General features: G+C 70.7%; 9 protein-coding genes and 2 pseudogenes. 6 read left to right on the top strand and 5 right to left on the bottom strand.

What is annotated here, in order from left to right; all coding sequences use genetic code 11:
• Positions 1–29: 29 nt before the first annotated feature.
• The 3 genes from groES to ACKTSN_RS18765 all read right to left on the bottom strand — a co-directional run bounded on the left by groES (position 30) and on the right by ACKTSN_RS18765 (position 2,396).
• Positions 30–338, bottom strand: a complete 309-nt coding sequence (gene groES / locus ACKTSN_RS18755; protein ID WP_003998759.1) for a co-chaperone GroES — start codon at positions 336–338, stop codon at positions 30–32.
• A 322-nt stretch (positions 339–660) separates the two neighbouring features.
• Positions 661–1,470 (bottom strand): polysaccharide deacetylase family protein, encoded by an 810-nt coding sequence (locus ACKTSN_RS18760; RefSeq protein ID WP_409470185.1) that lies wholly within the window; start codon positions 1,468–1,470, stop codon positions 661–663.
• Entirely contained in the window at positions 1,467–2,396 is a 930-nt protein-coding gene (locus ACKTSN_RS18765; protein WP_409470186.1) for a polysaccharide deacetylase family protein, read from the bottom strand. Before ACKTSN_RS18765 ends, ACKTSN_RS18760 begins: the two co-directional genes overlap by 4 nt.
• A gap of 90 nt (positions 2,397–2,486) precedes the next feature.
• Between ACKTSN_RS18765 and ACKTSN_RS18770 the strand changes: the two genes are divergently transcribed.
• Both ACKTSN_RS18770 and ACKTSN_RS18775 read left to right on the top strand, forming a co-directional pair.
• Positions 2,487–3,653, top strand: a complete 1,167-nt coding sequence (locus ACKTSN_RS18770; protein WP_409470187.1) for a THUMP-like domain-containing protein — start codon at positions 2,487–2,489, stop codon at positions 3,651–3,653.
• Positions 3,654–3,776: 123 nt separating this feature from the next.
• Positions 3,777–4,712: pseudogene (locus ACKTSN_RS18775) on the top strand (IS200/IS605 family accessory protein TnpB-related protein); the annotation flags it as partial.
• Here the strand turns inward: ACKTSN_RS18775 and ACKTSN_RS18780 are convergent.
• Both ACKTSN_RS18780 and ACKTSN_RS18785 read right to left on the bottom strand, forming a co-directional pair.
• Positions 4,712–5,320, bottom strand: a pseudogene (locus ACKTSN_RS18780) (endo-1,4-beta-xylanase); the annotation flags it as partial. The pseudogenes ACKTSN_RS18775 and ACKTSN_RS18780 sit on opposite strands and share 1 nt — an antisense overlap.
• A gap of 141 nt (positions 5,321–5,461) precedes the next feature.
• Positions 5,462–6,511 carry a LacI family DNA-binding transcriptional regulator gene (locus ACKTSN_RS18785; protein ID WP_409470188.1) on the bottom strand — a complete coding sequence of 350 codons (1,050 nt, stop codon included), beginning with the start codon at positions 6,509–6,511 and terminating at the stop codon, positions 5,462–5,464.
• Between the two features lie 107 nt (positions 6,512–6,618).
• Here ACKTSN_RS18785 and ACKTSN_RS18790 point away from each other — a divergent pair, with 107 nt between their 5' ends.
• The 4 genes from ACKTSN_RS18790 to ACKTSN_RS18805 are packed head-to-tail and all read left to right on the top strand — an operon-like array spanning position 6,619 to position 12,084.
• Positions 6,619–7,953 (top strand): ABC transporter substrate-binding protein, encoded by a 1,335-nt coding sequence (locus ACKTSN_RS18790; RefSeq protein WP_409470189.1) that lies wholly within the window; start codon positions 6,619–6,621, stop codon positions 7,951–7,953.
• Positions 7,954–7,976: 23 nt separating this feature from the next.
• The gene (locus ACKTSN_RS18795; protein WP_409474863.1) at positions 7,977–8,831 is read left to right on the top strand and encodes a carbohydrate ABC transporter permease; all 855 of its coding nucleotides are present in this window, start codon (positions 7,977–7,979) and stop codon (positions 8,829–8,831) included.
• A 4-nt stretch (positions 8,832–8,835) separates the two neighbouring features.
• Positions 8,836–9,738, top strand: a complete 903-nt coding sequence (locus ACKTSN_RS18800) for a carbohydrate ABC transporter permease (RefSeq protein ID WP_409470190.1) — start codon at positions 8,836–8,838, stop codon at positions 9,736–9,738.
• Between the two features lie 39 nt (positions 9,739–9,777).
• Positions 9,778–12,084: a glycoside hydrolase family 3 N-terminal domain-containing protein gene (locus tag ACKTSN_RS18805; protein WP_409470191.1), complete on the top strand. Its 2,307-nt coding sequence runs from the start codon at positions 9,778–9,780 to the stop codon at positions 12,082–12,084.
• Positions 12,085–12,099: the final 15 nt, after the last annotated feature.

Here is a 12,099-nt window from a genome sequence, read left to right on the forward strand (position 1 = left end):
GGGGCGCAGCTCAAAAACTTGAGGTGGTCTTACTTCTCGATGATCGCGAGCACGTCGCGAGCCGAGAGGACGAGGTACTCCTCGCCGTTGTACTTCACCTCGGTGCCGCCGTACTTGCTGTACAGCACGATGTCGCCGGTCTTGACGTCGAGCGGAAGGCGCTCGCCGTTCTCGAAGCGGCCCGGGCCCACGGCCAGGACGACGCCCTCCTGGGGCTTCTCCTTGGCGGTGTCCGGAATGACCAGGCCCGAGGCCGTGGTCTGCTCGGCGTCCAGCGGCTGGACCACGATGCGGTCCTCGAGCGGCTTGATGGCAACCTTGGAGCTGGTGGTCGTCACGATCCGACCTCCCCCTTCGGAGATCTCACGGGGTTAACTGTCTGAGGTGGCGACCAGGTCGATCCGTCGTCGCGGGTGCCGGACCTGCCCGTCGCTTTGTTGGCACTCTCCTCTGTCGAGTGCCAGAGCCGAGACTATGACCGGGGTTAGCACTCGGTCAAGCGGAGTGCCAATTGCCTGCGGCGCGGCGCGGGTGAATTTTGTGGCCGACGGTTGTTCGGTGCCCTGCGCCGGTGTGCCCCGACCTGGGGGCTGCCGCCCCCAGACCCCGCTTCGGCCTGAACGGCCTCGCCCTCAAACGCCGGACGGACTGGGTGGGCAGCTACAGGTAGTCCTCCAGCCGTCCCACCGTCAGGCCCGCCTGCTGGATCAGGCGCAGTAGGTGGGTCGTGCGGGAGCGTAGGTTCGGGGTGGGGGTTTCCGTTGCGGGGACGGAGATGATGTCGCCGGGGTGGAGGCGGGGGGCTCCGTCGGTGTACGTGAGGGTGTCGGCGTTCATGGTGGCGCGCCAGAGGACCACGGCGGCGATGCCGCAGTCGGCGGCGGCGCGCAGGGTGGTCGTGTCGTACGTGCCGTAGGGCGGGCGGAAGAGGCGGGGGCGGACGCCGAAGCGGGACCGGAGTTTGTTCTGCTGGCCGCAGATCTCGGCGCGTTGACCGGCGTACGGCAGTCCGCGCAGGGCGGCGTGGTCGAGGGTGTGGTTCTGGACGCTCGCGCCGACCGAGCGCAGGCGGGCGAAGTGGCCGTAGCCCGGTCCGACGACGCTGTCCGTGAGGAACATGCTGACCGGCAGGCGCAGTTCGCGGACCATGTCGACGAACCGCGGGTCCTTCTCGGCGCCGTCGTCGTAGGTCAGGAAGACGACCTTGTCGCGGGTCCGGACGCGGTCGACGACGGGTGGGAGGCCGTCCGGGCGCCGGGAGGGGGAAGAGAGGGACGGTTGCGGGGGCGGGGACAGGGGGGTGGTCAGGCCCCAGCGGACGTGGGGTGGGGCTTCCGAGGACGAACCGGGGGCTCCCACCCGGTCCGACGGTCCCTTGGCGGAACGCTCGGTGGGGGTGACGGTCAGGGCGCAGCCGGTCAGCAGGATCAGCAGCAGTGCCGGGCCGGCCAGCCGTCTGCGCCCCGTCACAGGTAGTCCTCCAGCCGGGCCACCGCGTACCCCTGGGCCGTGACCTTGTCGAGGAACCGGCGGATCATGTCGGGCATCGTGCCCTCCCAGTCGTCCCGGCCGCGGAAGTGGCTGAGGACGATGTCGCCGGGGTGCAGGTCCTGATCCCATTCGCGGTAGTCCCAGTGGTCGACGAACACCTCCTCGTTCCAGAGGGGGGCGTACTTGATGCCGCAGGCCTTGGCGGCGTGCAGGGTGTCCTTGTTGTAGTTGCCGAAGGGCGGGCGGAAGAGGAGCGGGCGTTTGCCGTAGTGCTTCTCGATGACGTCCTGCATGCCGCAGATCTCGCGCTTCTGGTCGTCGTAGGAGAGGCCGGGCAGGTAGGGGTGGTTCAGGGTGTGGTTGTTCAGGGCCACACCGTTGTCCTGCATCCGCTTGAAGTAGGCGTAGTCCTCGCTGACCAGGTAGTCGCTGAGGAAGGCCGTGTACGGGACGTCGAGGTCGTTCATCATCCGCAGGAACGCCGGGTCCTTCTCCGCACCGTCGTCGATGGTGAGGAAGACGATCTTGTGCTGGGTGGGGATGGTGGTGAAGACCGGCGGGAGGTCGTCCTCGAGGTGACCGTCGACCTCGAAGCCCTCGCGCGTCGTGATCCTCGGCTTCGTCGCGGGGGGTGGCGGCGGCTTGAGGGGGATCTCCTTCAGGCCCCAGCGCTTCGCGGCGGCGGCGCGGGCGGCGTACTCGGCGCGGAGTTCGGTGGCGTAGCCGTCCAGGGCGCGGGCCGGGGGCGCCTTGAGCGGCGGTGGCTGGCCGGGAGCGGGCGGCACCTCCGAGCCGCCCTGCACGCAGCCGGAGGCGATGGCGACGAGGGCCAGTGCGGCGACCGAGGCCCTGGCCCCCGGACGCCACCGCGACCGGTTTTTGTCATTTTGTAGTACTACTCGCATGCTTGCGGATCCTCGCAGGACCGGCTCGCGAACCCCGGCCGACACCGCCGCCGGAGGCGCACCATCCACCGACTGGCCGACAATGGCCCGGTGAACGACCTCCTCGCTCCCCTGCTCACCCCCGAAGGCCGGGCCCTCCTCGACGAGGTGCGCGGCACGGACCCCGCCCAGGAACTCGCCGTCGCGACCCGGCTGCGTCGCGAGCACCCGGCCGAGTTGGTGTCGGCGGCCCTCGGCCAGGCGCTGCTGCGACAACGGGCGGTAACAAAGTTCGGGGCCGAGGACGCGGAGCGGATGTTCTTCACACCCGACGGGGTGGAGCAGTCGACGCGGGCGAGCGTGGCGGCGTACCGCGCGCGAAGGTTCCAGGAGCTGGGCGTGACCTCCGTGGCCGACCTGTGCTGCGGGATCGGCGGCGACGCGGTCGCGCTCGCCCGGGCCGGGATCCGGGTCCTCGCCGTGGACCGGGATCCGCTGACGGCGGCGGCGGCGCGGGCGAACGCCGAGGCGCTGGGGCTCGACGGGCTGATCGAGGTGCGCCAGGCGGATGTCACGGAGGTGGACGTGTCGGCGTACGACGCGGTCTTCGTGGACCCGGCGCGGCGCGGCGGACGGGGCCGGATCTTCGATCCGGAGGCGTACTCGCCGCCGCTGTCGTGGGCCGTACAGGCGGCCGCCCGGGCCCCGCACGCCGCGCTGAAGGTCGCGCCGGGCATTCCGCACGAGGCCGTGCCCGACACGGCCGAGGCCGAGTGGATCTCGGACGGCGGGGACGTGAAGGAGGCGGTGCTGTGGTTCGGCACCGAGCCCGGCCTGGTGCGCGCCACCCTGCTGCCGGGGCCGCGCACACTGCGCTCCCGCGGGCTGCCCGATCCTCCGGTGCGTCCCGTCGGGCGCTTTCTCTACGAGCCCGATGGCGCCGTCATCCGCGCCCATCTGGTCGCCGAGGTGGCCGACGAGCTGGGCGGCGGGCTGATCGACGAGACCATCGCGTACGTCACGGCCGACGAGGCGCGTGCCACGCCGTACGCCTCCGCCTACGAGATCACCGACCAACTCCCTTTCAACGTCAAGAAGTTGAAGGCGCTGCTACGGGAGCGGGAGGTCGGGATCCTCACCGTCAAGAAGCGGGGCTCAGCCGTCGCGCCGGAAGAACTGCGCAAGAAGGTCAAGCCCCACGGACCAGGCGCGGCCACCGTCTTCCTGACCCGGGTCGCGGGTCATCCGGCGATGCTGGTGGGCCACCCGTTGGGGTAGCGAGCTGTTCCAGCCGGAATGTGCTCAAGCCTGCCCAGGTGAGCGGGAGTGAGCCTTGACAGTCTGCGGCGTGACGCGCCTGTCGGCCGTCATGCCGATCCCTCGGGAGGGGAACGGAAGTAGCTGACGGCCGAGGATGAGCAGGTGGTGCGTCTAGTGGGCGCGCATCTGGGCGCACTGGCCTCGAAGGACCTGAAGGTGCGGTGCGCGGACGGCCTGGAGCACTCCACCGACAGGTGGGCGGCGCGCAAGCGTGTGCTGACGCCGGTGGCGTCTTCGCGCTGGGCCGGGGCAATCACTAAGGCATCGCACGACCGGTGGGCGCTGGCCCGCCGGTGTCAGCTCGCCCACATCCACAGCCTTCAGGCCGGTGTCGCCACGATCGCACACCGGCTGGCGCAACCGGTCGGGCAGAAGGGATCGAAGAGCGCGCCGGGCGGCTACCGCTCCCGTCAGGAGTGGTTCGCCAAGTCCCGCCGCCTTCACGTGCTCCAGGACCGGCTGGAGCGGGAACGGGCCGACCACAAGGCCGGGACCGTGCATGTCGTACGGGGCGGCAAACACCTCGCCCGCAGCCGCCACCACCTGGAGGCAGCTCAGCTCACGGAGGCCGGATGGCGTGAACTATGGGAGGCCGGGCGTTGGTTCCTGCAGGCCGATGGCGAGTCCGGGAGGCGGTACGGGAATGAGACCCTCCGCATCACCCCCGAGGGCGAGGTCAGCATCAAGCTGCCCAACCCGTTGAAGGCTCTGGCGAACGCCCCTCACGGTCGGTACGTCCTCACCGGCATGGTGCGCTTCGCCCACCGGGGCACCGAGTGGGCCGACCGTATCGAGGCCAACCGCGCCGTCGCCTACCGCGCCGTCGCCTACCGCATCCACTACGACACCGGCCGCAACCGCTGGTACGTGACTGCATCCTGGCAGTACCCACCGACCAAGACCATCCCGCTGGACGCAGCCCTCGCCCACGGCGTGATCGCCGTGGACACCAACGCCGACCACCTGGCCGCCTGGCGCCTCGACGCACATGGCAACCCGATCGGCAACCCCAGGCGGTCGTACGGGGTCGCCGCCCCGTAGCCCTCGAAGACCTCCGGGATCCAGGAGTCGGAGTCGGTGAAGCCCCAGACGGTGACGCCGGTGCAGCGGGACACCGCCAGGCACGCGTTCATGACCGCCCGGTAGTCGGCGGCCTGCTGGGCCAGCTTCGCCTCCGTGACCGGCAGTTGCATCCGGATGTCCAGCTCGGTGACGGCGACGTCGACCCCGAGGTCGGCGAAGCGCTGGATGTTCTGCTGCATCGTCGAGGGCACCTGCCCCAGGATCAGATGGGCCTGCAGGCCCACCCCGTCGATCGGGACGCCGCGCTCCTTCAGCGACTTGACCAGGTTGTACAGGGCGGTGCTCTTCGCGTTCACGCCCTCGACGTTGTAGTCGTTGATGTACAGCTCGGCGGCCGGGTCGGCGGCCCGGGCCGAGGTCAGAGCCTGGGCGATGTAGTCCTGGCCGAGGTTGTCGTACCAGAGGGTCCGCCGGTAGGTGCCGTCCTCGTTGAAGGGCTCGTTGACCACGTCCCAGGCGGCGAGGCGGCCCCGGTAGCGGGTGACCTCGGTGGTGATGTGGTCCTGGAGGATGCCGCTGAGCTGCGCCGGCGTCCAGGAGCCGGCCTGATCTCAGAGTTCTCATGTGCGGGTGCCTCCGAAAGTTTCGGTGGTGCATCCGATTGGCTTCGGAGGAGTGAGGAGTGTTGAGGCAGTCGCCCCATGCGTCAATACGTCAGCTTCCGGCCACTCCCGCCAGTCCCGTCACGCGGCCGGCGGCGCCGTACTGCTGCGCACCACCAGGCTGGTCGCCAGCTCCACCCGGGTGGCGGCCTGAGCCCCCTCCCCGCGCCCCAGCTCCAGCACCAGCCGGGCCGCCGCCTCGGCCATCTCCGTCAGCGGCTGCCGTACGGTCGTCAGCGGCGGCCCCACCCAGCGCGCCACCGGCAGATCGTCGAACCCGACCACGCTCAGGTCCTCCGGCACGCGCAGCCCCAGCTCGCGTGCCGCCTCGTACAGCCCGAGCGCCTGGAGGTCGTTCCCGGCGAAGACCGCGGTCGGCCGATCCGGGCGGCGCAGCAGCTCCAGGCCCAGCCGGTAGCCGGACTCGTGGTGGAAGTCGCCGGTCGCGACGAGCGAGTGGTCCACCGGCAGCCCCGCCGTCTCCAGCGCCGCCCGGTAACCGTCCACCCGGGCCCGGCTGCACAGCATCCGCGACGGCCCGCTGATCGCCCCGATCCTGCTGTGCCCCAGCTCGACCAGGTGGCGGGTGGCGGCCAGTCCGCCCTGCCAGTTGGTGGCGCCGATCGACGGCACGTCGGCGCCCGGATCGCCCGCCGGGTCCATCACCACGAACGGGATGGACCTGCTGGTCAGCAGTGCGCGCTGGGTCTCGTCGAGCTCGGAGAGCACGAGGATCACGCCGTGCGGACGGCGGGCGGCGACCTGGTCGGCCCAAGTCCGCCCCGGGGTGAGCCGGCCCGCGCTCTCGGAGAGCACGACGCTCAGTCCGGCGTCCCTGGCCACGTTCTCCACGCCCCGGATGACCTCCAGCGCCCAGGCGCTCTCCAGCTCGTGGAAGACCAGGTCGAGCAGGGGCGAGCGGGACGACTCGGTCCGGCGCCGCCGGTAGCCGTGGGTGCGCAGCAGCTCCTCGACGCGGTTGCGGGTGCCCGGGGCCACGTCGGCGCGGCCGTTGAGGACCTTCGAAACAGTCGGAGCGGAGACGCCGGCCTCGCGGGCGATCTCGGCGAGCGTCGCGGTCTGTGCGGACCGTCCTGTCGTCTGGGTTTCTGCGCGTTCCGGGGGAGTCATGGCGGCGATCGTATCTCTGCGCGGCCTCTTGACGGGCCCCCTGCGTCGCCATAAATTCCCGGAACATTCGAGAAGATGCACGAAACATTCGAGAGGTGCGTGCTGTCATGGGGTCCACCACGTCGTCCAATGGCGGGCGAACGTTCAGCAGGCGCTGGGTGCTCGGCGCCGGTGCCACCACCCTGCTCACCACCGGGCTCACCGCCTGCGGCTCCGGCGGTGATTCCGGCAGCGGCGGCGGCACCCTCACCGCCCTCGTGTACGGCGACGACGCCGTGAAGGTGCAGGAGAAGGCCGTCGCCCGCTTCAACGGCTCGGCCGCCGCGAAGTCGGCCAAGGGCACGGTCAAGCTGCAGAAGATCCCCGGCACCGAGTACCCGACCAAGCTGCGCACGGCGATGGGCTCGCCCAACGCCCCTGACGTCCTGTTCAACTGGGGAGGCGGCTCGATCAAGGCGTACCAGGAGGCCGACCAGCTCGTCGACCTGACCGACACCATCAAGAACGACCCGGTACTCAAGGACGGCTTCCTGCCCTCGGTGCTGGCGGCCGGCGGCCTGGACGGGCGCAACTACGGCATACCGATGCGCGGTATGCAGCCGGTGATCCTCTTCTACAACAAAGCCGTGTTCACCGAGCACAAGCTGCAACCGCCCACCACCTGGGACCAGTTGCTCGACAACAACGCCAAGCTCAAGAAGGCCGGCATCACCCCCTTCGCGCTCGGCGGCTCCGACATCTGGCCCGAGCTGATGTGGCTGGAGTACCTGGTCGACCGCATCGGCGGCCCCGAGGTCTTCGAACGGATCAAGAACGGTGACGCGTCGGGCTGGGGCGACCCGGCCGTCCTCAAGGCCGCCGAGACCGTACGGGACCTCATCGACGACGGCGCCTTCGGCGAGGGCTTCAGCTCCGTGTCCTACGTCAACGGCGGCGCGCCCGCGGTCTTCGCGAAGGGCAGGGCCGCGATGCATCTGATGGGCTCCTGGGAGTACTCCACGCAGCTCGGCAAGTTCCCTGACTTCGCGAAGAACAACCTGGGCTGGGCGGCCTTCCCGACGGTCGAGGGCGGCTCCGGCGATGTGCGCAACGTGGTCGGCAACCCCACCAACTACTGGTCCGTCAACGCCCGCACCCGCAACAAGGACGCCGCGATCGCCTTCCTCAAGGACTGCGCGTCCGAGGCGTACGCCAAGGACCTGGTCGCAGGCGGCGACATCCCGACGACGTCCAACGCGGCCGCGCTGCTGGACGCCGCGCCGAACCCCGAGTTCGCCAAGTTCCAGTACGAGATGGTCGAGCAGGCCCCCACCTTCACGCTGAGCTGGGACCAGGCGGTCGACCCGAGTGTCCAGACGCCGATGCTCACGGAGATCAACAAGCTGTTCGTGGGCAAGTCGACGCCGAGCCGGTTCGTCGCAGCGCTCAAGGAGCTGCGGTGAGCGTGAGCACCCGGGCGATGAGCATGCGCACCCGGGCCGGCCGGCCGCACGCCGGCTGGGCCCTGCCCGGGGTGCTGTTCTTCGCGTTCTTCGCCGTGGCGCCGATGGCCCTGGCGTTCTACCTCTCCTTCACCGAGTGGAACGGCCTCGGCGACCCGAAGCCGGTCGGCCTGGCCAACTGGCAGAAGCTGCTGGACGACCCCCGTCTGACCCAGTCCCTGTGGCTGACAATCCTGCTCACGGTCACCAGCTGGGCCTTCCAGACCGTCGTGGCCCTGCTGCTCGGCGTGTGGGCGGCGGGCCGGCAGCGCAACCGCGCCGTTCTCTCCGCGATCTTCTTCGTGCCGTTCCTGCTGTCCTCGACGGCGATCTCCCTGCTCTTCTATGCCCTGCTCGACCCGAACTTCGGCATCGTCCGGCAGGACACCCTCGGCTCCTCCAGCGGTGCCTTCCTTGCGATCGTCTTCGTCGGTGGCTGGCAGTTCATCCCGTTCCACACGCTGATCTACCAGGGCGGCGCCCGCCAGATCCCGGACATCCTCTACCAGGCGGCGGCGATCGACGGAGCGGGCCGCTACCGCCAGTTCTTCTCCATCACGCTCCCCCAGCTGCGCAACACCATGGCCACGTCCGGCGTCCTGATGGTGGTCGGCTCCCTCACGTACTTCGAGACGGTGTTGATCCTCACCCAGGGCGGTCCGGGCACGGACACCGCGATCCTGCCGTACCTGATGTACGAGGCGGGCTTCAAGAGCTACGACTTCGGCTACGCGAGCGCCATCGCCTCTTTCCTGGTCGCGACGGCGACCGGGCTGTCCCTGCTCCTGGTGCGGCTGACCGGCTTCGGCGCCATGCGCAGCACTCGGGAAGGGATGTGACGGAATGTCGCACGACACACTGCCCCGCCCTGTGAAGACCACCGGCCCCGGCACACCACCGCCGTCGGCCCGTCACCGCCCCCGGCACTGGACCCGGCGCGCCAACCCCCTCGCGGGCCTGGGCTCCCTGATCTGGCTCGCGGTCGTGATCATCCCGATCTACGCGATGATCTCGGCCTCCCTCGCCCGCCAGGACGAGGCCCTGGGCCAGGGCGCTCTCGAACCGCCCACGAATCCGACCCTCGAGAACTACAACACCGTCCTGAACAACGGCTTCGGCCACTTTCTGACGAACACGGCGATCGTGGCGGCGGCGGTCGTGGCCATCGTCCTGGTCCTGTGCGTCCCGCTCGCCTACGTCGCCGTACGCACCCGCAACCGCTGGTCGGGAGCCGCATTCCGGCTCTTCCTGCTCGGGGTGGCGATCCCGGCGCAGGCGGTCGTGGTGCCGCTCTACCTGATGATCGCCAAGCTGAATCTCTACGACAGTCTGCTCGCGGTCATCCTGCCGACGGCGGCCTTCGCGATGCCGGTGGCGGTGCTGATCCTGACCGGCACGCTGCGGGACATCTCCGAGGAGCTGTACGAGGCGATGGCTCTGGACGGTGCCTCACCGCTGCGGATGCTGTTCCAGCTGACCGTCCCGCTGGCCAAGGGCGGCATCGGCACGGTCGTCATCTACTCCGCGCTGCAGGCCTGGAACGGTTTCCTCTTCCCGCTGATCTTCACCCAGTCCGACGGTCCGCGCGTACTGACCCTCGGACTGTTCAACTACGTCAGCCAGTTCGGCGTGAACATCCCCGCCCTGCTCGCCTCGGTCGTCCTCTCCGGCATCCCGATCTTCGCCGTCTACCTGGTGGCCCGCCGCGCGCTGGTGGGCGGCCTGATGGGCGTGGGCGGCAAGTGACCAGCGGTAAGCGACCCCCACCCTCCCGACAGGAGTTTCATGAGCACCGCCCCTTGGCGTGACCCCGCCCTGCCCGCCGCCACCCGTGTGGCCGACCTCCTCTCCCGGATGACCCTCGAGGAGAAGACCGCCCAGCTGTACGGCGTGTGGGTGGGGGCCGACACGGACGGCGCCGGAGTCGCCCCCCACCAGCACGACATGACCGATGCCTTCGATCTCGACGAGCTGATCCGGCACGGCCTGGGCCAGCTCACCCGCCCCTTCGGCACAGCCCCCGTCGATCCGGCGGCCGGTGCCCGCTCCCTGGCGCAGGCCCAGCGTCGGATCGTCGAGGCCGGCCGCTTCGGCATCCCGGCGATCGCCCACGAGGAGTGCCTGGCGGGCTTCACGGCCTGGCAGGCGACGGCGTACCCGGTCCCGCTCGCCTGGGGCGCGACCTTCGACCCGGCGCTGGTCGAGGAGATGGCCCGGCGGATCGGCGCCGACCTGCGCTCGGTCGGCGTCCACCAGGGCCTCGCCCCGGTCCTGGACGTCGTACGGGACCTGCGCTGGGGCCGGGTCGAGGAGACGATCGGCGAGGACCCGTACCTGGTCGGCACGATCGGCGCCGCTTATGTGCGGGGCCTGGAGTCGGCCGGGATCGTCGCCACGCTCAAGCACTTCGCCGGATACGCGTCCTCGGCCGGCGCCCGCAACCTGGCCCCGGTGCGGGCGGGCGTGCGGGAGTTCGCGGACGTCACCCTGCCCCCCTTCGAGCTGGCGCTGCGCGAGGGCGGCGCACGCTCGGTGATGGCGGCGTACAACGAGACGGACGGCGTACCGGCGTCCGCTGATCCCTGGCTGCTGACCGAACTCCTCCGAGAGGAATGGCAGTTCACCGGAACCGTCGTCTCGGACTACTTCGGCGTCGGATTCCTTGAGACCCTGCACCGCGTGGCGGGCACCCCGGCCGAGGCGGCGCACCGGGCGCTGGCGGCCGGGATCGACGTCGAGCTGCCGACGCTGAAGTGCTTCGGGGAGCCGCTGGTGGCCGCGGTGCGGGCGGGGGCGGTCCCGGAGGAACTCGTGGACCGGGCGGCCCACCGCGTCCTGCTCCAGAAGTGCGAGCTGGGCCTGCTGGACGAGGACTGGCAGCCCGAGCCGCAGGAGTCGATCGACCTGGACGCGACGGCGAACCGTGCGCTCGCCCGCCGGCTGGCTCAGGAGTCGGTGGTCCTGCTGGACAACCCGGACGGCGTACTGCCGTTGGCCCCGGACACCCGTGTCGCCGTGGTGGGCCCCCGGGCCGCGGACGCCCTGGCGATGCTCGGCTGCTACTCCTTCCCCTCCCACGTCCTGCCCCATCACCCCGAAGTCCCGACGGGCATCGAGATCCCGACCCTTCTCGAATCGCTGCGCACCGAACTCCCCGACGCGAAGGTGACGTTCGCGGAGGGCTGCGGGGTTGCCGACCCCGACACCTCCGACTTCGCGGAGGCGGTGGCGCGGGCGACGGAGGCGGATGTGTGCGTGGCGGTCCTGGGCGACCGGGCGGGCCTGTTCGGCCGCGGCACCTCCGGCGAGGGCTGCGACGCCTCCGACCTTCGTCTGCCCGGTGTCCAGGGCGATCTGCTGGACGCGCTGGTGGCGACCGGCGTCCCGGTGGTGCTGGTCCTGCTCACCGGCCGGCCGTACGCCCTGGGCCGCTGGCACGGCCGGCTGGCCGCGTCCGTCCAGGCGTTCTTCCCGGGCGAGGAGGGCGGCCCGGCGGTGGCGGGAGTCCTGTCGGGCCGCGTCAACCCGTCCGGCCGGCTCCCGGTGAGCGTCCCGGACCTGTCCGGCGGGCAGCCGTGGACGTACCTCCAGCCGCCGCTGGGCCTGGCGGGCGAGGTCAGCAACCTGGACCCGACCCCGCTGTACGCCTTCGGACACGGCCGCTCGTACACGACGTTCGCCTGGGAGCCCGTCGAGGGCACGCATCCCACCATCGGCACGGACGGCTCGTACGACGTCTCGGCCGTCGTCCGCAACACGGGCGACCGCGCGGGCGCGGAGGTGGTCCAGCTCTACCTGCACGACCCGGTGGCCTCCGTGACCCGCCCGGACGTCCGTCTGATCGGCTACCGCCGGGTGGAGCTGGAGCCGGGAGACGCGGCTCGCGTGACCTTCCGCTTCCATGCGGATCTCTCGGCCTTCACCGACCGGTCCGGCCGAAGGGTGGTCGAACCGGGCGCGCTGGAACTGCGGTTGGCGGCATCCAGCGCGGACATACGGCACACGGCACAGCTGACTCTCACGGGACCGGTGAGGGTGCTGGGCCCGGATCGCCGACTGCGCTGCGAGACGGAGGTGTCCGGCGTGGGGTGACCTCCGGCACGCCGG

The organism is Streptomyces flavusporus, from assembly GCF_046267975.1.
Taxonomy (GTDB): domain Bacteria; phylum Actinomycetota; class Actinomycetes; order Streptomycetales; family Streptomycetaceae; genus Streptomyces; species Streptomyces flavusporus.